The sequence below is a fragment of the Paracoccus litorisediminis genome, from assembly GCF_009711205.1.
Taxonomy (GTDB): Bacteria; Pseudomonadota; Alphaproteobacteria; order Rhodobacterales; family Rhodobacteraceae; genus Paracoccus; species Paracoccus litorisediminis.
Genome location: NZ_WMIG01000013.1, coordinates 11,816 through 31,403, shown reverse-complemented (window position 1 = coordinate 31,403; position 19,588 = coordinate 11,816). Strand labels below are relative to the sequence as shown.

Annotated in this window: 24 protein-coding genes; all 24 read right to left on the bottom strand. The window is 62.3% G+C overall.

Annotated elements, in window-relative coordinates; translation table 11 throughout:
* Nucleotides 1-3: 3 nt before the first annotated feature.
* The 24 genes from GL300_RS18045 to dnaE all read right to left on the bottom strand — a co-directional run bounded on the left by GL300_RS18045 (nucleotide 4) and on the right by dnaE (nucleotide 19,581).
* A complete protein-coding gene (locus GL300_RS18045) occupies nucleotides 4-318 on the bottom strand; it encodes a hypothetical protein (RefSeq protein WP_155041060.1) in 315 nt (104 codons plus the stop codon).
* Between the two features lie 87 nt (nucleotides 319-405).
* Nucleotides 406-639 (bottom strand): glutaredoxin domain-containing protein, encoded by a 234-nt coding sequence (locus GL300_RS18040; RefSeq protein ID WP_155041059.1) that lies wholly within the window; start codon nucleotides 637-639, stop codon nucleotides 406-408.
* Between the two features lie 13 nt (nucleotides 640-652).
* Nucleotides 653-2,377: a ribonucleoside-diphosphate reductase subunit alpha gene (locus GL300_RS18035; protein ID WP_170297714.1), complete on the bottom strand. Its 1,725-nt coding sequence runs from the start codon at nucleotides 2,375-2,377 to the stop codon at nucleotides 653-655.
* Nucleotides 2,378-2,390: 13 nt separating this feature from the next.
* Nucleotides 2,391-3,362 (bottom strand): ribonucleotide-diphosphate reductase subunit beta, encoded by a 972-nt coding sequence (locus GL300_RS18030; RefSeq protein WP_170297713.1) that lies wholly within the window; start codon nucleotides 3,360-3,362, stop codon nucleotides 2,391-2,393.
* A gap of 109 nt (nucleotides 3,363-3,471) precedes the next feature.
* Nucleotides 3,472-4,056 carry a RuvC family protein gene (locus GL300_RS18025; protein ID WP_155041056.1) on the bottom strand — a complete coding sequence of 195 codons (585 nt, stop codon included), beginning with the start codon at nucleotides 4,054-4,056 and terminating at the stop codon, nucleotides 3,472-3,474.
* Entirely contained in the window at nucleotides 4,056-4,565 is a 510-nt protein-coding gene (locus tag GL300_RS18020; protein WP_155041055.1) for a hypothetical protein, read from the bottom strand. The genes GL300_RS18025 and GL300_RS18020 overlap by 1 nt, the downstream gene beginning before the upstream one ends.
* 14 nt (nucleotides 4,566-4,579) lie before the next feature.
* Nucleotides 4,580-6,520, bottom strand: coding sequence for an AAA family ATPase (locus GL300_RS18015; RefSeq protein ID WP_155041054.1), 1,941 nt, complete (start codon nucleotides 6,518-6,520; stop codon nucleotides 4,580-4,582).
* A gap of 9 nt (nucleotides 6,521-6,529) precedes the next feature.
* Entirely contained in the window at nucleotides 6,530-6,670 is a 141-nt protein-coding gene (locus tag GL300_RS18010; RefSeq protein ID WP_170297712.1) for a hypothetical protein, read from the bottom strand.
* 23 nt (nucleotides 6,671-6,693) lie between these two features.
* Nucleotides 6,694-6,867 carry a hypothetical protein gene (locus GL300_RS18005; protein ID WP_155041052.1) on the bottom strand — a complete coding sequence of 58 codons (174 nt, stop codon included), beginning with the start codon at nucleotides 6,865-6,867 and terminating at the stop codon, nucleotides 6,694-6,696.
* Entirely contained in the window at nucleotides 6,864-7,127 is a 264-nt protein-coding gene (locus GL300_RS18000; RefSeq protein WP_155041051.1) for a hypothetical protein, read from the bottom strand. Before GL300_RS18000 ends, GL300_RS18005 begins: the two co-directional genes overlap by 4 nt.
* Nucleotides 7,128-7,156: 29 nt before the next feature.
* Complete coding sequence (locus GL300_RS17995) at nucleotides 7,157-7,675, bottom strand: ClpXP protease specificity-enhancing factor SspB (RefSeq protein ID WP_155041050.1); 519 nt, start codon at nucleotides 7,673-7,675, stop codon at nucleotides 7,157-7,159.
* 12 nt (nucleotides 7,676-7,687) lie between these two features.
* Nucleotides 7,688-8,065, bottom strand: a complete 378-nt coding sequence (locus tag GL300_RS17990; protein ID WP_155041049.1) for a hypothetical protein — start codon at nucleotides 8,063-8,065, stop codon at nucleotides 7,688-7,690.
* Between the two features lie 73 nt (nucleotides 8,066-8,138).
* Nucleotides 8,139-8,312, bottom strand: a complete 174-nt coding sequence (locus tag GL300_RS17985) for a hypothetical protein (RefSeq protein WP_155041048.1) — start codon at nucleotides 8,310-8,312, stop codon at nucleotides 8,139-8,141.
* The gene (locus GL300_RS17980; RefSeq protein ID WP_155041047.1) at nucleotides 8,309-9,394 is read right to left on the bottom strand and encodes a metallophosphoesterase family protein; all 1,086 of its coding nucleotides are present in this window, start codon (nucleotides 9,392-9,394) and stop codon (nucleotides 8,309-8,311) included. The genes GL300_RS17985 and GL300_RS17980 overlap by 4 nt, the downstream gene beginning before the upstream one ends.
* Before the next feature lie 73 nt (nucleotides 9,395-9,467).
* Nucleotides 9,468-10,481, bottom strand: a complete 1,014-nt coding sequence (locus GL300_RS17975; protein WP_155041046.1) for a hypothetical protein — start codon at nucleotides 10,479-10,481, stop codon at nucleotides 9,468-9,470.
* Nucleotides 10,482-10,634: 153 nt separating this feature from the next.
* A complete protein-coding gene (locus tag GL300_RS17970) occupies nucleotides 10,635-11,045 on the bottom strand; it encodes a hypothetical protein (RefSeq protein WP_155041045.1) in 411 nt (136 codons plus the stop codon).
* Nucleotides 11,042-11,281 (bottom strand): hypothetical protein, encoded by a 240-nt coding sequence (locus GL300_RS17965; RefSeq protein WP_155041044.1) that lies wholly within the window; start codon nucleotides 11,279-11,281, stop codon nucleotides 11,042-11,044. Before GL300_RS17965 ends, GL300_RS17970 begins: the two co-directional genes overlap by 4 nt.
* Nucleotides 11,281-11,637 (bottom strand): hypothetical protein, encoded by a 357-nt coding sequence (locus GL300_RS17960; protein ID WP_155041043.1) that lies wholly within the window; start codon nucleotides 11,635-11,637, stop codon nucleotides 11,281-11,283. The genes GL300_RS17965 and GL300_RS17960 overlap by 1 nt, the downstream gene beginning before the upstream one ends.
* Nucleotides 11,621-12,118 (bottom strand): ASCH domain-containing protein, encoded by a 498-nt coding sequence (locus GL300_RS17955; RefSeq protein WP_170297711.1) that lies wholly within the window; start codon nucleotides 12,116-12,118, stop codon nucleotides 11,621-11,623. Before GL300_RS17955 ends, GL300_RS17960 begins: the two co-directional genes overlap by 17 nt.
* 72 nt (nucleotides 12,119-12,190) lie before the next feature.
* Complete coding sequence (locus tag GL300_RS17950) at nucleotides 12,191-13,321, bottom strand: RecA family protein (protein ID WP_155041041.1); 1,131 nt, start codon at nucleotides 13,319-13,321, stop codon at nucleotides 12,191-12,193.
* A gap of 24 nt (nucleotides 13,322-13,345) precedes the next feature.
* Nucleotides 13,346-14,296: a hypothetical protein gene (locus tag GL300_RS17945; RefSeq protein WP_155041040.1), complete on the bottom strand. Its 951-nt coding sequence runs from the start codon at nucleotides 14,294-14,296 to the stop codon at nucleotides 13,346-13,348.
* A gap of 119 nt (nucleotides 14,297-14,415) precedes the next feature.
* The gene (locus GL300_RS17940) at nucleotides 14,416-15,501 is read right to left on the bottom strand and encodes a hypothetical protein (protein WP_155041039.1); all 1,086 of its coding nucleotides are present in this window, start codon (nucleotides 15,499-15,501) and stop codon (nucleotides 14,416-14,418) included.
* A 137-nt stretch (nucleotides 15,502-15,638) separates the two neighbouring features.
* Nucleotides 15,639-16,160, bottom strand: coding sequence for a hypothetical protein (locus GL300_RS17935; RefSeq protein WP_155041038.1), 522 nt, complete (start codon nucleotides 16,158-16,160; stop codon nucleotides 15,639-15,641).
* Nucleotides 16,161-16,200: 40 nt separating this feature from the next.
* On the bottom strand, nucleotides 16,201-19,581 hold the full coding sequence (dnaE, locus tag GL300_RS17930) for a DNA polymerase III subunit alpha (protein WP_155041037.1): 3,381 nt from the start codon (nucleotides 19,579-19,581) through the stop codon (nucleotides 16,201-16,203).
* Nucleotides 19,582-19,588: the final 7 nt, after the last annotated feature.

The window sequence follows — 19,588 nt, the reverse complement described above, 5'->3', positions numbered from 1 at the left end:
CGATCAGGCCTCCGCGATTTCGTTCAGACCTTCGCGGGCGATTTTCGCCATGCGCTTCGTGGTGCCATTGGCCGAAGCGGTCTCCTGATCGGCGATCATCTGGAGGCGGTCGCCAGCGACGGCGAGGGAGGCTTTCAGCGCCCGGACTTCATCCTTCAGATCGTCGGCGGCATTCTCGAAACGCGCGGCGAGATCCTTGGCCTCGTCAGCCAGGACGGCGAAATAGCGCGCGTCGTCCTTGAGGGCGAGGTAGGTCGAGCGGGCGACCAGAGCGAGGCGAGTGAAACGGCTGATCCAGTTGGCGATGGTGGCGAACATGATGTCCTGCTTTCTCTTCGGTTTCTATCTAGTGGTTACTGTATGCGCGGCGCAAAAAAAAGCGGGAATATGCGCCGCGCAGAGGGTTTAGAAGTCGTCGCTGGACGCGAAATGCTCGACCAGTTCGGTATATCCGCCGATCAGGCAACCGTCGCGAAAGATTTGCGGGAAGGTCTTGAAGCCCGCCTGCTTGAAGGCGAAGCGCTCCAGCTCCGTCTCGTGCTTCTGCTCCTCAAAGACGACGCCTTCGGAGGCCAGCAGATCCTTGGCCTTGTCGCAGAACGGGCAGCCCGGCCGCGATTTGACGATCCAGTGAGTCATGTCAGGCACCTCCTTATGCCTCGCAGGACGAACAGGCGGCTTCGGCCTGGATCAGCTTCTGGGCCTTGTTCAGACCCTCGAGGTAATAGGCCGACTTCGACCCGCCGCGCCAAAGGGCGACCAGCCAGTCCACATGGTTCTTGGTGGTCGCCTCGGGAGCGGCCTTCATGTTGAAGCTGATGCCCTGATCGACGAAGGGCGTGCGGTCGTTGTTCTGCCGGATGGGCTCGTCGTTGCCGATCTCCAGCCAGGTGCGGAAGACCGCCTTCTCGCGATCCGTCAGCCAGTCGAGATGCTGGCAGGAGCCGCCGTGTTTCAGCACGTCGAGCCAGACCTCCTCGGTATTCATGCCCTTCAGATCGAGGAGCTTGCCGAAGGCGGCATTGCGGATGACGAAGCTGGTCTTGGCGTTGTCGTCCTCATAGATGCTGCTGTCCCAAGGCTCGATGCCCTTCGACACCTGGCCCAAGATCAGCGACGAGCTGCGCGTGGGAGCGATCGCCTGGAGCGTCAGGTGACGGTAGCCCGTGCCCTTCATGCCTTCCGGCTCGCCATATTCCAGCGCCATCTGGCGGCTGGCCGCGCGGCTTTCCTCGTAGATATGCCGGTGGGCTTCGATGTTGAAGGCGCGGGCCTCGTCACTGTCGAAGGGCAGCATGTTCTGCTGGAGGTAGCTGTGATAGCCCAGCGTGCCGATCCCGAGCGCGCGCCAGCGTTCGGCAAAGCGGAGAGCGTCGGCCAGCAGGCGGCGGCCCGGCATTTTGCACTTCTCGATATATTCGGACATGACCGCATCGAGGAAGTAGACCAGCTCGCGGACCAGCGGCGTGTCCTTCCATTCATGGAAGTGCAGCAGGTTCAGCGAGGAGAGGTTGCAGACGAAGGACTCATCCTCGGCCGAGGGCAGCATGATCTCCGTGCAGAGGTTCGAGGCGACGATCTCGAGCCCCAGCTCCTTCAGCCGGTCGGGCCGAGCATTGTTCGCGTTGTCGGTGAACAGGATATAGGGAAAGCCCGTCGCCTTGCGCTTGTTGATGATCTTGACCAGGAGCTTGCGCTTGGCGCCGCCCTTGGCCTCGCTCAGCATGGCGTTCATCCACTCGTCGGTGATCGTCACCGCAAAGGAGAGATGCTGGATCAGATGCTTCGGCGTGATCGAGCGCATCTCCAGCCATTCGTGGATGTCGGGGTGGTCAATGGGCAGGTAGATCGCCGCATTACCGCGCCGGGTGCTGCCCTGCGAAATGACCGTGACCGCCTCCTGGATCAGGCGCGCGAAATGCACCGGACCATGCGAGTCGCCACCGCCGGAGATCGGCGTGCCTGCCGGGCGCAGATCACCCATATAGGCCGAGGTGCCCGCGCCTTCCTTGGTCATCATGGAGATCTCGGCCACCTTGTAGGCGATCGAATCCACCGTGTCGCCAATGCGCGAGCCATTGCAGGAGATCGGCAGGCCGCGCTCGGTGCCGAAGTTCGACCAGACCGGCGAGGAGGGTGAGATCCAGCCGCGGCGCACGCCCTTGCGCATCGTGGGCAGCTTGATGCCGAGGATGCTCTCGGCTTGGTCGATCAGGAAGTTCACGCGCTTGATCGCGGCAGGCTTGCGCTCGGCGCGCGGCACCTCCTCGATATAGCCGCCAGCGAGGATCTTGAGGCTCTCCTCGTTGAGGTAGTCGTAGTCCTCGCGGGATGCGAGGGATGGAAGCGAGGTCACTTCCGGGGTGGTGTCAAACATCTGCTTTCCTTGCTCAGAAATCGTCGTCGTTATTGGTGTCGCCCTGCGTGTAGCTCGCCGGATCGTCATTGAAGAAATCGACCTTGGGCGTGGCGTAGACGCCGACCTTCATCCAGAAGGTCTTGGCCGACAGCTCCGAGTCCACGTTGAAAATCGGGGCGTAGCCGATCATCTCCAGGCCCTCGTTGAAGCGCTCCTTGACGTAGTTCTTCATCACGTCAGCGTTGTGGTCGGGATCGCTGTCGTAGCCCTCGAACATCCAGTCGATCAGGTTGCACTCTGCCTTGAAAGCTTCCATCGCCTCCTCGCGGACGCGCGCCTCCAGCTCGGCATCGAACAGCTCAGGATATTCCTTGCGCATCTCGTGGATGATGCCCGCGCCGAACATGGCGTGAAGCGTCTCCTCGTTGCGGGTGTATTTGACCTGACGCGCGGTATCCTTGAGCACGTTGCGCTCGGCATTGAGGCGAAGGATGTTGGCGAAGGGCACAAAGAGCGAAACGTATTCCACGAAGATCGTGAACAGGATCACCGAATAGGCGGTCTGCTTGGCCGGGTTCAGCGCATAGACCGGGACCGAATGCTTGGTCAGGTAGTTGACGCGACCCGCGATGGCCGGCACTTCCAGCGCCTTCTCCATGATCGCCGTCAGCATGGCCTTGCGGAACAAGGTCTTGTAGGCGTCGTTATGGATCTCCTCCAGACCCGCCATCGTGATTGCCCCGCCGGTGATCACGTCGTCCTTGATCTGCATCCCAAGGAAGGCCCAGAACTTCTTCACCTTGACTTCGATCTGGGCGACCGCGGCGAGGGACCGCAGTGCGAACTGGATCTCCTCGGGCGTCATGTTGCGCTTGAGGTCGATAAGGTCGGTGTCAAAGGAGAACTTGTCGGCGGTCCAGAAGCCGTGCCATGCAGCCTTCTGCTGCAAGCCGACCCATTGGTAGCGGTCGGGGTTTCCGGGCGGTGCCGATTGGTCGAGCATTCCCATGTTTCTGTCACTCTTGATTGTGTGTGGAGGGGTTGAAGGCCCTAAATCTTGAGCCTTCAAACTACAGTAAGCGGTTACTGTATGGCAAGCGGAAATAAAAGGGTCATGCCGCGCGGGGCATGGCCGCGATCATCGCCTTCATCTGCTGGAAGACCGGCAGCTTGATACCCGCATGAGCAATGGCGACCGCATCCGCCAGGTGCTCGTTGTCGCCCAACAGATCGCCTTTCTTCCACTTCGGCCCGTTGCTCTTGGCGCGCAGCCAGGGCGCATCGGGGAACTTGCCGACAGCCCACTCGATCATCTCCTCCTTCGAGGCGGTGCGGGTGCCCACAGCGGCGAGCTTGGTCTCGGCAGGGGAGACCTCGACGGGCTCGCGCAGGAGGCTCGCATAGATGCCGGTGATGATGCCGAAGGCGCGGGTCGCTTTCGCGTCCTGCCCGCCGGTCGGCACCTCGACAAAGACGGTGACGCAATCCTTCAGCCAGTCATGCGCGGCCAGCGCATTTTCGCGGGAGCGGCGGAGGTCGTCGCTGGAGCTGCGCACCTGCTTGACCTTGGACTTCTCGGTCTTGACCAGCTTGAGGTCGAGCACCGAGAGGGCCTCGGTATCCGTGTCGAAGATCAGCTTTGCCATGCCGAAGTTTGCGAGGGCGCCGTCGAAGGCGGCGAGACGAATAAGGGGCATCAGAACATTCCAAACATGGGGTTGGCTTTCATCTTCTCGGTCTCCGCGGCCTCATCGACCGCGCGGCGCTCAAGAAGGGCTTTGTTGAGGAGGTCGAGGAGCGCCTCGGTGTCCTCAATGGCTTCGATCACATGGAGGAGAAGATCGCTCTGGTCCTCGGTGAACAGTTCCCGGTCGGCAACCTTGAGCTTGCAGAACTCCGCGAGCTTGACCGAGAAGGTCGGGAAGAAGGTGTCGATCTTCGCCAGACTGACCTCGAGGAGCTTGTAGCGCTCGTCGTCATCCTCGGGCTCGAAGATCAGGAGCGGCTTGCCGGTCTCGCCAAAGCGCATCCCGGTCAGCCAGAAGTCGGCCCGGCTGATCTCATAGTTGCGGTAGGTGCCGTCCTCGCGCTTGACCGTGGACATGAGAGGGCCGTCGATCTCATGGGCGCAGTCGATGCGGTTGAAGTGGGTCACGAGTTCCTGAACGAGCGTCTTTTGCTCATCCATCGTCAGTGCAAGGGTCATGTATGCTTTCCGTCTCAGGCTGCATTTTCAGTGATGTGGGTCTCGCCCGCCGCGCTGCGCTCGACGAGGAGAACCTGGGGGATGAAGTCGCGCAGCTCGTTGTGGGAGATCACCATGACGGTGCCGCGCTCCTTGGCCTTCTCATCGAGGATCGCCATCAGGCGCTCGATGCCGGACGCATCGAGGGCGTCGTCGATCTCGTCGCCGATGAAAAGCTCGATGGGCTTGGTCGCCCGCGTCGCCACCAGATCCTGCAGCGCCAGCGCCGTCGCAACGCGGACCTTGCGCTTCTCGCCGCCGGAGAGGCCCTTGAAGGTCTTGGCCGAGATGCCCGAGGTCACGTCGATGGCGAACTTCTCCTTCACGTCGCCCGCCTTGTTGACGGTGAGCGTGCTCCATTCGGCGGTGATGTTGCCGTCCGACAGGATCGCCAGATATTTCGAGGTCTGGGCGTTCAGGTAGGGTGTGACCTCATCGAGGATGCGCGAGCGCACCCCGGCCGGCGAGAAGACCCGCACCACCTCCGTCTCGAGCGCCAGGACGCTCGCCTTGACGATCAGCTCCTGCGTCAGGGTCTGGGAGCTTTGATTGGCCGTGATGATCTTCTGGTCCAGATCCGCGATGCGCGCGGTGAAGGGCGATACCTGCCCGCGAAGCTGTGCAATCTCCGCCGCCTTGGCGTTGATCTGCACCTGGACCGCTTGGTTCTGAGCAACGAGCTTTTGTGCCTCCGTCAGCGCGCCCTGGAGCGTGGCTCTGCGCGCCATCTCCGCGCTCACGTCAGTCATGCCTGTCTGGAAGTCGAGAACCTCCTGTGCGGCCTTCTGCGCGGCGCTCTGCGCATCCTTGATCGACGTGGTGACGGCGACCACCTGCGCGCGGGACTGATCGTGGGCATTGATCGCAGCCTGCTCGGCCACCGCCATCTCCGCCGGCGTCAGGGGTCTGCCGCAACTGTCACACGGGCAGCCGATCTTATGCTGCACCTCCTGCACCGCCTTCTCGGTGCGCGCGTGATCCGCGATCGCCTGCCGCGCCTGGGTCTGCGCCAGCGTCACCGCCGCGTCGGCCCGCGCTTTTGCCTGGGTCAAGACCGCCAGCGCCGCCTGCTCCTGCGTCGTCTGCTGGATGGCCGCGTCGGTCGCGTCAATGCCCGCCTCGATGCCGGGGATGTCGGCGTCGATCACCGCCTTGTGGAGCCGGTCATGCTCGGGATTGAGCACGTTCGCGATCTCCTCCTTGATCGCCTCCTCGCGCGCCTGCCGGTTCTGCTCCCAGAGCAGCTCATCCTGCTCGGCCATCTGCTTCTGGCTGGAGAGCATGGCTGCGGCCGCCTCCGCCTGCTGCACCAGCCCGCGGGTCATCTCGTAGGACTGCTTGGCCGATGCCGCCTTGCTCCGCGCCAGCACATAGGCTTCCTCCAGCGCATCGACGCCAGCGGCCTCCTCGATGAGGATCTTGAGCATCTTGTCGGTCATGGCGGGCAGGTCAGGCATCTTCTCCTGGCCCGCGTAGATCGAGCCGGTGAACACCTCCAGCGAGCAGCCCATGATCTTGTTGACCACATCCTGCGTCAGCTTGTCGGTGCCGCCCGTCAGGTCTTGCAGGCCCGAGCCTGCATCCATCGTGACGGTCAGGCTGTTCTTGCCCGTCTTGTGCTTGCGGTGGCGGGCGATCGTGTAGATCACGTTCTGATCCTCGATCGTCACCTCGACCCGCGTGTTCTTGCCCGCCTTGTCGTTGACGACCTGATCGCCGGACTCGCCCCGCGCCGTGGTGCCGTAGATGGCCCAGCAGAGCGCGTCGGCGATCGAGGACTTGCCGGCCCCGTTCGAGTTGGCCGAGCTGTCCTGATGGTTCATGCCCTGGATCAGGACGAGGCCGCGATCCGCAAGGCCCACGCTGGCCTCGGTCAGCACGAGGAAGTTTTCGATGTGGATCTTATGGAGCTTCATAGCTGTCCCTCAAGAAGCGACGATCTGCCGGTAGGACAGATAGGTCGGAAGCGTTGCGACGAGGGCGGACTGCAGGATCACGCGGATCATCTGGCCGCTCCAGTTGTCGAGCGAGTAGAGAGTGGCAAGGTTCGCCACCCAGAGCGTCATAAAAACCATCCACCAGAGAGCTTTCATTTGCGGTATTCACCCGCGGCCCGAACGAGAAGCACGATCACGGAGAGCGCCAGAAAGAAGGCGGGAAACACTTTCCCCGCAGACAGAAGCTCACTTTCCCTGGCGCCCTGCAGGATCAGTATGTTCAGCATCACGGATGCGCCCAGAATGGCCGAGGTCAGGCTTTTCATTTCCCGAATTTCTCCTTCATCTGCTGGTAGGCCCGGTCGGTATTCGCATCCTCACCCAAGAAGTGGTCGGGCAGCGAAACCTTCATCTTCTCGAGGATCGAGAACAGGGGCTGCACCTCGCCATACGCATCCTCCACGGCGTCCTCGTCGAACCCATCCTCGGCGACGCAGCGGGCGTTGAAGCAAATGTCCTCGAGAACGGCGTGGCGGAGCGCCTCTGCCTCTTCTTGCGTCAGGTGGACGGTGGTATTCAGGGTCACGGGCTCTCTCCAGCGTGTTCGAGGCAGCATCATGCCGCGGTGGGCGGCGTGGTGTCGGGCGCGCGGTTCGGGGCGAACTGCATCGCGAAGTTGACGCTCTGATCCACGAAGGCGGTGATGGCAGAGAAGGGCACGCGCAACCGGGCCGTGACATCGTTGAAGTTGAGCGTCACGGAGAACTCCGTCAGCTCGACCTCGAGATCCTGCCACCACTGGTCGATAAGGACTGTTATGTCTTCCGGGTGCTTCTCACGCAGCCAGGCGGGCATCTCGACGCCGGGATGGTCGGTGCGGAAGCGGATCAGCAGCGACGCATCCTTCGGCAGGCCGTTGATCGCCGTCTCATGGAGGACCGCCCAGACCACCGAAAGCAAGGACCGCGCCGTGAGGCCCTCGTAATTGAAGCGCTCCATGCTCTCGTCGTGAACGACGATGCCCTGCGCGACCGAGACGCCGGAGACCGGCACGGTCTCGACCTGGGCCTGCGGCGCCACCACGGGCGCCTCCTTGGCCTTGCGGAAATCGGCGAGCGAGATGATGTTGCTCATGGCGCTTTCTCCTTAGCGATTGAGGGCGGCGGCGAGGTTGCCGGATGCCGCAGCATTGACGATCGAGGGATTGGCCGAGGGTTTGGCCGCCTTGGCCGCAAGCTCGCGACCCTCTTTGTGGCCGGTGCCGACCGAGGCGAAGCGGTCCTTGTGACCATTGCCGACGCCTTTCGGGCGACCGGCGCCCTTCGACGAATGGCGTTCCTGCGAAACGTATTTCTCGATCTGGAAGTTGTCGCAGCCCGAATAGGACATGGCCGTTGCGTGCGGCAGCATGTGCATGGTGATCGGAGTCTCCAGCGCCGTCTGGGAGATGATCTTCTTGCCCTTCGCGTCGAACTTGTTGACCAGCTTTTTCGTCGTGAAACGAATGGTGTAGAGTTCCGTCATGGTGGTGCCTTTCGGTTCTGCGTCTCTAGTAACTACTTTATAGCAGGTGGCGATATGCCGGTCGTCTGGGATCTCAGCGTTTCGTCTTGGGAACGACGCGCACGGCGACCACGCAGCCCAGGCAGATGCCAAGGATCGTGTCGCTGCTGACGGGTATCCCCATCAGCTTCTGGACGCCGACATAGAGGGCGGTCGCCGTGGCCGCGTTGAGCGCGACAACGAATGCGGCCCCAAGATGACGGCTCATGCCGCCACCGCCTGGGACTCGTTCAGGATCTCGATCGAGCGGCGCACCACGTCCTCGATCTTCACGGCGGGATCGGCGGGCGGCACGTCGCGGACGAAGGCGTCGATACTTTCCTCGGTGGTGCGGGCCTGATGCACGGCGGTCGAGCGGCTGACGCTGGAGGCCCGCGGTGCCTCGACCGAGACGCCGAGCGCGCCCATGTCGTGAAGGTGCTGACGCAGCTCCACCACCTGATCGCCGGTCATGCTGGCGCCCCGGTAGCGAACATAGTTGCCACCCGCCACCATCGGCCAATCCGTCGGCTGCAATGCGGAGATGTCGATGAAGGACGGCGACTGCGCGGGCATGAACTCGATCTTCCCGGCATCGGCCAGAATGAAGCCTGCCCGCGTGCCCACATCGCCCCAGTTCTGGTGCGTGGTCGCGCCGATGGAGACGACGCCGTTCCCGAAGTCCTTGTGGTTGTGGTAGTGGCCCGAGAAGACACGGCGGAAGCCGAAGGCGCCCAGCTTGACGTGGTTCATGCCGTGGGCCGGCATGTTCGAGAGCACCCCGTCGATACCCGCATGGATGAACACGTCGGTCTTGGCGAGGTCGAGACCCCAATTATCGACCACATCCTGAAGGGCGGCCAGCAGGCCCGCCTGAGTATTGTGCCAAGGCACCATCAGGAAGGTCGAGCCGTCGGGCTGCGCAAGCGCGGTCGTCTTGTTGAAGACGGTGAAGGAGCCGCCGGAGACGCCGATCTGCTCCAGGTTCTGGATCGCGGAGGCCAGCTCGCTCGTCTCCGCCGATTTCAGGTCGTGGTTGCCGGGAATGGCGAGGACCGTGATGCCGCGCGACAGGACGCGCTCGAAGCAGGCTCGCAGCGGGTTCAGGACTTCAGGGTCGATCGTGCCGCGCGTGTGCAGGATGTCGCCCGCGATCACCATCGTATCGCCGTTGCGCAGGACCAGCTCGTCGGCCGCCCGCTCGATCTCGGCGAGGATGATGGACAGGCGGTTGTTCACGCCATCAGGTCCAGGCTTTCCAAACACCGTCCACGCATGAGCGTGGATGTCGGACAGAATGGCAAAGGTCATTCGGCTCTTTCCTCTACTAAGTGCTTACTAGCTGCGCCAGTTATAGACCGGCGCAGCACAGGTGTCGTCTGGATTATGCGGCGGCGAGGCCGGTCAGCGCATGGATCGACTGTCGCAAGGCGGCATTCTGCTCCTCAAGCACGACGACGCGACTGTTGAGCTTTTCAACCTCCTGAGCGCAATGTGCCGCGCTGGAGATGATGCTCTGCACCGGGAGCCATTGCACCACGTCGAGGGCAACGAAAGGCTGGGTGGTCGGCATGGGCGTCGTCGGCGCGATCCGGCCGCTGGCAAGCATCATGTGGTGATGGGAGTCGCGCGCCTTGATATGGAAGAGCGGATCACGCAGCGAAGGCATCGCGAGGTTTTCAAACACCACGGGCGAGACAAGAGCAACCTTTCCGCGCAGAGTGATGCGATCCTCGCCCAGGACCGTAACGATATTCTTGGTGAGGGTGCCGTGATAGGCTTCGGTGCCCTTCATGTGCATCCTGATCAGGCCGCTCACCGTCGCCAGATCTTCCGAGACGAAATCCTCGGGGTCGGCCTCCGGCGCCACCACGACATTCTCCGGCGTGACCAGTTGCAGGCGAACGGGCGGCGTGGCGGCAACCACCTCCTCGACGACCGCCTCGGTCGGCGCATTGACCGCCTCCTCGACCGGCGCGGGTGGCGCTTTGCGCGGGGGTCGGCGCGGCCGATCCTCTTTTGCCTTCGCGAATGCAGCGTCGAAGCCCGGCGCGCAATGGCGCAGCAGCCCCTTGCGGATCAGAGCATAGTCGGCGTCCATCGGCATACCGATATAGAGCAGCTCCCCCGCTCGCGCGACCACGACGGCGGTCTGGAATGCGCGCTGGCCCCTTCTGAAGGCGACGGGAAGTTTCAGCTTTCCGATATTGTTCTTGATGGTGGCTTTCTTGAGCAGGCCATTCCCCAGCGTGCTCTTGAGGGTGTCGTGGATGATGGCAATCAGCTCATCCGTCAACACGCCCCATTGGCCGCCCTGCTCCACCTGAGACCGCGCCACACGGGTCGCAAAACTGTCGAGAAGAGGATTGGCGTCAAATTGGGCTTCAGTCTGCGTCATTGCAAAACCTTTCGCGGTTCGGTGTTTTCTTCTAGTGCTTACTGTATAGCCGTCGCGCGATATGCTGTCGCTTGGGAAGCGATGATCTTTTGCCGGAAGATGAAATGCAAAAGGCGGAGCCGAAGCTCCGCCATTCATAGACCTGAAGGAAGCTCAGGTGTGTTTAGGTGTGGGTTTGATGCGCGGTGCTCTCGGGGGCTCGGCATTGGGGTCAGCAACGAGCCTGTCGGCTCTTTTTCTGGACTTCCCGGTCTTCACAGGCGCGGTGGCCTCATCAATGGAGATATACCTTCCGCGTTTCTCAACGGCGGCTTCTGCATGGGTGGCGATCTTTCCACCCACGATCTCTTTCCCGTCACGATCGAGAACCGCCTCCGAAATCTTTCGATTCACGGCATCAAGCATTCGGTCCTCGCCGGTGATCTTCTTGGAGCGAGGCTTCGCGGCTGCGGCCTTGTGCATTTCAGCCTGGAGGTGGGCGGTGTCGCCGCGACCCATAAGCCAGACCCCAAAACCGACAGCCGCTCCGGCTCCGATCATCAACCATTCTGGAGAGAACATCATTTCTTCTCCTTATGCAGTCTCTGGACATTATTGCGCGCCATAACATGGAACGCTAGGCAAAAGAACACACAGAGGATCACGCGCGGGACATCGCCGGACTCGATCGTGCCGGAGATGAGCGGCTGCACCACCCCAAAGCCGACAATACCCAACCCGACCGTATTCAGCGTGGTTCCCATCAGCTTTTTCAGCTCGTTGTGGGACGCAATATGGTCAACTTCCGTCTCCTGACTCATTACGGTGCCTTTCGCGGTTTCTTTGCCTTTATACCACGCACAGAACCTAGAGAGATCAGGAACTTGTCAAGGGGCAAGTATCTCTGCAAGGCCCCGCCGCGCGCCGAATAATTCAGCGTGGGCGCGGTCAGAAACTCTCCAAGGGTGGTGATGTAGACATCCTCGGTCTCCTTGACGAGGACGCCGACATAATAGACGCCCTCGGTTCTGAGCCGGATCAGCGTGTCATAGTCGATCGCCCAGGATGCCTTGCTCTGGACGATCGCGTCGGAGATGGACTTCTCGCCGCCGCGGAACATCTCCGACAGCTTGCGGAAAGCCAGATAGACCTCCTTGCCGTTAGGCAGGTCGAACACCCCACCGTAAATCCGCCGATTGTGACGGATGAGGCGCTTGGCGTCCTTTTGCTTCAATCCCATCAGGTGCGCTCCAATTCCAAATGCCTTGCGCGCCCTTCACCTGCACCGGCTTCTCGAACTCCACGGGATCGGTCATCCGCCACGCATAGAAGCCCTCCTGCCACCAGCCATAGGCCTGCTCCTCATCCGAGACCTCGGCCATGAACTCCGGCGTCATAAGCTCGACGCCTTCGAGGATGGCGCTGCCGAGCATGTAGCCATTGGGCATGTCGGTCAGCTTGTCGGGAAGCCCAAGGCGCTCGTAGAAGCGCTGAAACTCCGGGTCGTCGAAATGGGCGCGCTGGCCCGGCTGGATGCACTTGGTCGAGGCAATGCCGATCCGCTGGCCGATCAGCGACTTCGGTGCGGCCCAGGTCCGCGTCTCGTAAAGTTTGAACCCCTTCACGATCAGAGATGCGAAGGGGTTCCAGATGCTCATGCTCTTCATTGTTTCGCCTCATGGTTCCTATCTGCCTATTTAGGCAGATAGGCATGAGAAGCGAAAGAGGGATCAGGTCGCGTCTTGAACCTGCTCGGGAGCCGTGTCTTCCCCGTCACCATCCAGATCGCCAAGCTCGATATTGGCGACAACCGGGGCTTCATATTGCGCGGGCAGGAGCGCCTTCAACTGGTCGAAAGCGTTGGTATCGCGGATCGCCTTTGCCAGCACGTCGCGGGTATATTGCTTGCCGTCGGTCCAGACGACATAGCCGGGGCGGCCTTTCTGCAAGCACCCGTTCTGCTCAAGGAACTCAATCAGCGACTTCTCGCGGTCGAAGCGCCCGGTGCCATCCTCCTCGAACATGAAATACCACGAGGACTCGGTGAAGGGTCGCGAGGTCTTGTTCTTGACGAAATTGCCCGTGACCTTGGTGCCAATAACCTTGTTCGCCTTGTCCTTCTCTTTCGAGCTGGAGAGCCAGAGACGCCAGGAGAAGTAGAAGGCCGGGCTGTCGCCGCCCGTGGTCTTGCGCGGATCGCCATACATGACGCCGATCTTGGTGCGGAGCTGGTTCAGGAAGATGCAGCAGACGTTGTATTCCTCGGCCAGCATGGCAATGGCCGGGAAGTGGGCCGAGGTGGCGCGGGCGAGCGCCGTATTGTCGTTCATGTTCCGACCCTCTGCCGAGCGCTCCTTGCCTTTGGCGTCAAAGAGGATCGACTGCGGGACCATCGCGGCCAAGCTGTCGAACACCCAGGCGATCGGCGCGTCGGCCGGGATCAACTTCTGCTCGCGAATGACCTTCCAGGCCATTTGCGAGATCGCGACCGACTCCTCGAAGGTCTTGGGCTTCTTGTAGATGAAGGCGCCCGGATCGGTGTTCAACCCCATGCGGGTGCGCGCCAGATGCGCCGAGAAGGACCGCTCATGGTCCATGAAGCCCGCTACACCGCCCATCTCTTGGGCTGCCGTCATTGCCGCCGTGGCAATCGCCGTCTTGCCCGCCGAGGGCGGCCCGGCGATCTCGCCCAGGCGGCCGACCGGGAAAGCTCCACCCCAGCTCGCGCTGGCGGCATGGTTCAGCGCCGGAAAGCCCGAGTCGAGCCATTGCTTGACGGTCGCCTCGTCGTCGTTTCCGCCGATCGCGCTGGCGAGGGCGGCAGCAATGTCGGCATGGGTGGTGAGGGGTTTCTTAGCCATCTGTTCTCTCCGTGATGTGATGGATCAGGCCGCGAGGGCCTGGGTCTTCCCGACAGGAAACGGCGCGATCCAGTCGCCGAAGTTGTTCAGGAAGGAGTTGAAAAGGAGCGTCTCGCAAAACTGGCGAAAGTGCTCGTCGCTGGGCGCGCCCGCATTGATCTGCATGTTCTCGACAGCGGGGCGCGCGGGGTGGCGCAGATCCACGAGGCTCATGTTGAAATCGAAAGCGAGAGCTTTCTCCTCCGAGGCCACAAGGTCGCGCAGGTATTTGGGCAGTCCAGCCGGGTCGATGGTCTTGTCGATCATCACCCCATGCAGCAGGCCGTGGAAGCTGCCGTAGGCTTTGACCAGCTCCGTCGCCCGCTTGGCGCCGATGCCGCCGATCGGGTCGATGTCGTCGCCCCGGTCGCCCATCATCGCCTTGACCTCCGCATACATGGCGGGCGTCGGCACCTCAGTCACCTCCTCGAAGTTGGTGATCGAGATCCGGTCTTTCGACACGGGCCGCTCCAGGGCCACGCCATTGCGGATGATCTGGAGCCAGTCGCGGTCTTCCGACAGGAGCGTCACCAGATGACCCTGATCGGCGTAGAGATCCGCCATGATGGCCGCGAGATCGTCGGCCTCCATGTTCTGAGCCTGCACCTGCGTCACCCCGAGAAAGCCGAGCGCTTGCTGGATCAGCGGACGTTGCTTCTGGTAGTGCTTACGCATCTCCGCCTGCTTCTGCTGGGCGGGCGTGTCGGTCTTCTCCCGGCTGGACTTGTAGCCGATGTGCCGGGTGTGCCTCCAGCCGATGCCATCCCAGAGGACGATCGGGATCGCCATAGAATGCTTGAGCGCGTAGCCCCGGAGCGTCTGGAGGAAGTTGTAGATCGCCTGGACCTGCATGGTGCCGAGCGTGAGGATGCCGCCCATGTTCTGGGCGCGGTGGCCTAGCGAATTGCCATCCACGATGAGGTAGGTCTTGCGCATGTGCTGGGTTCGCCCTTATGTGAGAGACGCAACAGGGTGGTGCCTTTTGCATCTATTGCGTCGAAAGACGCGGGCGGCGGGGCTTCTACACCCCGCCGCTTCTCTTTTCAGGGCCTCGATCAGCCGCCGATGGCAGCGAGCTGGGCCAGCAGGTCAGCCTGCTGATCCGCCGACAGCTCGGACATGCCGGTCGTGGGCGTCAGCACTTCGGTCGGCTGGACAACCACCGGCGCGGGAGTCGGCGCCGGAGCGGCCTGCGCCGCCTGGAGGGCCGCGATCTGCGAAGCGAGGATCGCCTGACGAGCATCCTCGGCCGCTTTCGCATCCGCCGCCTGCCGTGCCTGCTCCTGAGCGAGCATGGCCGCCTGCACCGCCGGGTCGATGGTGGTCGGCTGCGTCGCCTGGAGGCTGCCCGTCTGCGCGACATTGGCACCCGCGACGCTCGATCCGGCCGAGGTCAGAGCGGCAGTCGGCGTCACGGGGGCGCCGATCTGCGGGATCACCACGTTGGCGATCTGGGCGATCGCCGACAGGGCTTTCTTGTCGTCACCGTCGCGGAAGAAGTTCGACTTGATGAAGTCGTCCAGGTTCGACGCCTTCTCGATCTGATCCGCGGTCACAGGCGGGAACGGCTTACCCGGCATGAACGGGCTGACCGCCACGTCATACTGGGTGTTCAGGCCTTTGCCCGACTTGGTGATCACCAGATCCATGCCCGAAGCGTGGTCGAAGATGTTGACGCCCGACTGGTCCGCGTAAAGCAGCGCCAGATCGTTGATCTTACCCCAGACGGTGCGCGGCATCTCCCAAACCTCGACCTCGCCATTCGCCCGGTTGACGACGTTCACGAGGACGGCGGCCTTGGCCTTCCAGCTTTCGTAGAGCTTCTTCGACTCCTCATCATAGGCGGAGGCGATCGCCGCGTTGATCGCGGCCGAGATGGGCGAGACGCGATCAAAGCAGATCTCTTCGGAGCCGACGACAGCCAGGGGCTTCGCCTTCTCGTCGGCCTTGATCCAGTGAACGCCCACATCACGGTGGAACTTGTAGTCCTCGCCGACCCATTTCGCCTCAGCGGGCGACGGTGCGATGAGGCGGATGGTGTTGCGGCCATCCTTGGCTTTCTGGGCCTTGCCCTGATCGCCACCCTTATACTTGTTGGCGTTGTTCGCGAGGAGCGCCATCAGCACGGGGTTCATAGTCATAGTCTGTTCTCCTTGGCAGGGTGCGGAGCTACCGGCGTGGTAGCTTTATGCTTGGTGCCTGTTTGCCTTTCGGCTAACTACTTTTTAGCCTATCTAGGCAGATTAGTCTCTAGGGATATGCCTAGATAGGCCACTTTTTATTGCGCGCCGAGGGCCGCGCGGTGCATGGCAAGAGCCTGATCCTGCTGCACTTTGCCGCCATTGATCCGCAGATCGCCCTTCATTTCCTCGCGCGAGATCAGGCCCTGCGAGACCAGCATGTCCTTGCGGTGCCGGAAGGCCTCCATTGCGGTGCGGGCGATGCCCTCGACCTGCTTGGCCTCCGCCAGCGCCTTCTTCATCGCAATGACGCGGGGCTCGCGGGATACGGCCTTCTCGAGCTGGACTTCGGTCAGCTTTTCGCCCTGCTGCAACGCCTTGGCGCGGAGCATCTGGTAGACCGCCGCCTCGGTGTTCTCCAGAAGGAGCTTCACCACATCGACCTGCTTGGATGCCTGGGCGAACAGGATGCCATAATGGCTGAACAGGCCCGCCTGCACCATCATCGCCGAGGAGAGGTCGTTCGGAGTATAGGTCAGGTCGCGCTTGAGCTGCTCCGTATCGACGTAATCGCGGACGGCATAGCCGGGCGCGGTGGTTTCGGGGGTGGTGCTGGTCATTGTCTGTCCTTGCGGCTGGTGGAAATGAAAAGTCGGCGGCTCATGGCATCAACTCCTTCACGACATGGAAGACCTTGTTCATGGCCTCTTGCTTTTCGGGGGCGTGGTAAATCTCGCCGCCGGAGAACCCGATCACGAGGTTCGCATCGAGATCCTTCAGATAGAGCACGTCGCCCGCGAAGTCGGAGACCTTGCCTTTCAGCGTCGGCAGGAACTCCCGCACGATGCTGGAGCCGAGCGCGACAATGACCGTGGGCTTGAGCGCCTCGATCTCGCGCATCAGGTAGGGCTTGTGCTGCCCGATCTCCTCGGCCGCGATCCGGCCGCCGCGCTTGGGTCGCTTGAGCAGGCCGGTCCAGTAGACCTCCTGCATCGAAAGGTCTGCATCCTGCATCGCATCGAGGACGCCGGTATTGGCGCGGGCATAGCCGAACATGCCATTGCCCTCTTCCTCGGCCGACGGCGCATCCGTAATGACCATGACCTTTGCGCCCCGACCGAAATGCGGCTTGCAGGGCAGGCCGTCGCGACCGCTGGCGGGACCGAGCGCCGCCCGGTATTCATCGCTCAGGTCGATGATCGCATCCTTGGTCGCGCCGTCGCGGTGCATCTCGCGATTGATCGGGACGTAATCGCTGACGAGGCTGGGCATCAGCTCGACCTGATCGCGGACCCGGCAAGGGTCGTTCTGGCTCGGCTGGCCGGGCTCGACGCTGGCAAAGGCCCCTACCCTATCGAGCGCCGTCTGCGCCTTGATGTTGCAGGCCCGCTTCTCGACGCGCGCCACGAAGTCCGCCATCGAGTAGAAGGGCGATTGTGCGCGCGCCTTCAGGATCGCATCGACCGTCTTGATCGAGATGCCCTTGATACGCTGGAAAGGCACCACGATCTCATTGGCCCCGCGCACGATCTCGAACCGGCCCGACGACTTGTTGATGTCGGGATAGCTGACCACCACACCCTGCGACTTGGCATCGCGCATCAGCCCCAGGAGCTTTTCCTCGCTCACGACCGTCATGGTCGCGGCGTAGAACTCCAGCGGGTAGTGCGTCTTGAGCCACATCGACTGGTAGGAGATCAGCGAATAAGCGGCGGCGTGGGATTTGTTGAAGCCGTAGCCGGCCCAGCCGGAGATCAGGCCGAACAGCTCACCTGCCCACTCCTCGGTGCAGCCGACCGTGGCGACACAGCCCGCGACGAACTTGTCATGCTCCTTCGCCATCTCTTCGGGCAGCTTCTTACCCATGATCTTACGCAGCTTGTCGGCATCGGGACCGGAATAGCCTGCCACCGTCTGCGAGAGCTTCATCACCTGCTCCTGATAGACCAGGATGCCGAAGGTCTCCTCGGTATAGGGCACGGTCGAGGGATGCAGGTATTCCACCGCCTCGTCGCCGCGCTTGCGCTTGGCGAAGCTGTCCATCATGCCAGACTCCATCGGGCCGGGCCGGTAGAGCGCGGTGCAGGCCGTGATGTCCTCGAAGCTGACCGAGCCGGTCATGGAGCCAAGGTCGCGCAAGAGCTTGCGCATCCCCGAGCCCTCGAACTGGAAGACGCCTGACGTGTCGCCTTGGGCGAACTTCTGGAGCACCAGTGGATCATCGAGCGGGATCTCGTTGATCGCCACCTTCCGACCAGTGCCCTCCTCGATGTAGCGCAGCGCATGGGCGATAATGTCGAGCGTCGAGAGGCCCAGCACGTCGATCTTGACCAGGCCCTGTTCCTCGATCACGCGCTTGTCCCAGTTGACCACCGCCGTCTCTTTGCGCTTCTCGACCACGGCGAAATCCGTGAGCGGTGCGCCAGCGACGACGACACCCGCGGCGTGTTGCGCCATGTTGCGGGTGGTGCCTTCAAGGCGGAGCATCAGCGGCCAGAGGGCGGCATTCTTGTCGGCGAACTCCTTGATGCCCGCCACCTGACGCGCCGCCTCTTCCAGGCCGACCGGCTGGCCGTGCTCCTTCGGCACCATCTTCGAGACGGAGAACTCGCGCTCGGGAATGCCAAGGACGCGGCTCACGTCGCGGATGGCCGAGGCCGAGCCCAGCGTCGAGAAGTTGGAGACCCCGGCCACTCGGTCCTCGCCGAAGGTCTGGATCAGGTATTCGATGATCTCGCCGCGCCGCTCGGACATGAAGTCGAGGTCGGCGTCGGGAAGGTCGAGACGCTCGGGGTTGATGAAGCGCTCGAAGAGGAGGCCGAAGCGGATCGGATCAATGTCGGTGATGCCCATCAGATAGGCGACGAGGGAGCCACCGACCGAGCCGCGACCGGGGCCGACCAGGATGCCGTTGCTCTTTGAGAAGCGGACGATGTTCTGCACGGTGAGGAAGTAGGGCGCAAAGCCCAGCTTCTTCAGGACGCCCAGCTCATACTGGAGGCGCGGCAGGTAGGTCTGCATCTGCTCCTGCGCGCTCGGCGTGTGGCCGAACATCGGAGCCTTGAACCGATCGAGGAAGCCTTTCTGGCATTCCGCCACCAGCGCGGCATATTCGTCATCCGCGAGCTTGGGCAGCGACGGCGGCTGCTTGGCCCAGAGATAGGTCACGCCATCGGCAAAGCCCATCGTCGTCAGGACCGCCTTGCTCATCATCGAGCCCGCGTCGGGCACGCCTCGCTTGATGAGGTGCTGGGCGGCCTTCATCGCCTCGGCCACAAAGTCCTGCGCGTTCATCGGGTGCATGTCGCGATTGAAGCGCGAGCGGAAATAGCCGTCGGACGCTTTGGCATTCTCGCAGACCGCCGCCATGACCTCCTGCGCGTCGGCATGGCCCGCGTCGTAATAGGCCGGCCGGATCGCCAGCAGCGGCAGCCCGTAGCTGCGGTGCGTCTCGATGGAGAGCTTGTTGATGCGGCCGTAATAGGGCGTGTTCACCGCCACGATGGGCAGGTAGATCGCATGTCCGTAGTGGTTCATCAGGGTGATGCAGTCCGCGCGGATGTCGTCGAATGCTGCGTGCTGGTAGATGCCCTGCTCGTCGCCGAGGACTAGCGCATAATCGCTGGACTGCAACGCCATCAGTTCGGACTGCACATCGGGCCAGTCCAGCATGGCGTGGTAGTAGAAATGGGTCTCGCTATTGGCGAGGGTTAGCAGGCGATAGACCGCCTTGAGCCCAGCCTCGCTGCGGATATAGACCGTCGCGAAGAAGGACTTCGGCATGTCCTTCTTCTTTTCCTTCAGGTCTTTGTTCGGGCGCCATTTGGCATCTTCCGAGATGCGCAGCCGGACGCCGATGATCGGCTTGATGCCCGCCTTCTTGGCAGCCTGGGAGAGGCTGACCAGTCCGGTCACGCTCATTGTGTCGGTCAGGCCCACGACGGTCTGGCCGAGGGCGGTAGCCGCTTCGACAATCTCATCGGGGGTCAGAATGCTTTCGCCGATAGAGAAATCGCTTCGGCAAGCCAGGAGCGTGTGCATACAGTAA

Coding starts and splice junctions, on each gene's coding strand:
- GL300_RS17985 (WP_155041048.1), bottom strand. CDS start 8,312: ATGAGCCGTCATCTTGGGGCCGCATTCGTTGTCGCGCTCAACGCGGCC.
- dnaE (WP_155041037.1), bottom strand. CDS start 19,581: ATGCACACGCTCCTGGCTTGCCGAAGCGATTTCTCTATCGGCGAAAGC.
- GL300_RS17935 (WP_155041038.1), bottom strand. CDS start 16,160: ATGACCAGCACCACCCCCGAAACCACCGCGCCCGGCTATGCCGTCCGC.
- GL300_RS18020 (WP_155041055.1), bottom strand. CDS start 4,565: ATGACCCTTGCACTGACGATGGATGAGCAAAAGACGCTCGTTCAGGAA.
- GL300_RS18035 (WP_170297714.1), bottom strand. CDS start 2,377: ATGTTTGACACCACCCCGGAAGTGACCTCGCTTCCATCCCTCGCATCC.
- GL300_RS18030 (WP_170297713.1), bottom strand. CDS start 3,362: ATGCTCGACCAATCGGCACCGCCCGGAAACCCCGACCGCTACCAATGG.
- GL300_RS17975 (WP_155041046.1), bottom strand. CDS start 10,481: ATGACGCAGACTGAAGCCCAATTTGACGCCAATCCTCTTCTCGACAGT.
- GL300_RS17950 (WP_155041041.1), bottom strand. CDS start 13,321: ATGGCTAAGAAACCCCTCACCACCCATGCCGACATTGCTGCCGCCCTC.
- GL300_RS18015 (WP_155041054.1), bottom strand. CDS start 6,520: ATGAAGCTCCATAAGATCCACATCGAAAACTTCCTCGTGCTGACCGAG.
- GL300_RS18040 (WP_155041059.1), bottom strand. CDS start 639: ATGACTCACTGGATCGTCAAATCGCGGCCGGGCTGCCCGTTCTGCGAC.
- GL300_RS17980 (WP_155041047.1), bottom strand. CDS start 9,394: ATGACCTTTGCCATTCTGTCCGACATCCACGCTCATGCGTGGACGGTG.
- GL300_RS17990 (WP_155041049.1), bottom strand. CDS start 8,065: ATGACGGAACTCTACACCATTCGTTTCACGACGAAAAAGCTGGTCAAC.
- GL300_RS18010 (WP_170297712.1), bottom strand. CDS start 6,670: ATGACGCTCTGGGTGGCGAACCTTGCCACTCTCTACTCGCTCGACAAC.
- GL300_RS17955 (WP_170297711.1), bottom strand. CDS start 12,118: ATGAGCATCTGGAACCCCTTCGCATCTCTGATCGTGAAGGGGTTCAAA.
- GL300_RS17970 (WP_155041045.1), bottom strand. CDS start 11,045: ATGATGTTCTCTCCAGAATGGTTGATGATCGGAGCCGGAGCGGCTGTC.
- GL300_RS17965 (WP_155041044.1), bottom strand. CDS start 11,281: ATGAGTCAGGAGACGGAAGTTGACCATATTGCGTCCCACAACGAGCTG.
- GL300_RS17995 (WP_155041050.1), bottom strand. CDS start 7,675: ATGAGCAACATCATCTCGCTCGCCGATTTCCGCAAGGCCAAGGAGGCG.
- GL300_RS17940 (WP_155041039.1), bottom strand. CDS start 15,501: ATGACTATGAACCCCGTGCTGATGGCGCTCCTCGCGAACAACGCCAAC.
- GL300_RS18005 (WP_155041052.1), bottom strand. CDS start 6,867: ATGAAAAGCCTGACCTCGGCCATTCTGGGCGCATCCGTGATGCTGAAC.
- GL300_RS17945 (WP_155041040.1), bottom strand. CDS start 14,296: ATGCGCAAGACCTACCTCATCGTGGATGGCAATTCGCTAGGCCACCGC.
- GL300_RS18045 (WP_155041060.1), bottom strand. CDS start 318: ATGTTCGCCACCATCGCCAACTGGATCAGCCGTTTCACTCGCCTCGCT.
- GL300_RS18025 (WP_155041056.1), bottom strand. CDS start 4,056: ATGCCCCTTATTCGTCTCGCCGCCTTCGACGGCGCCCTCGCAAACTTC.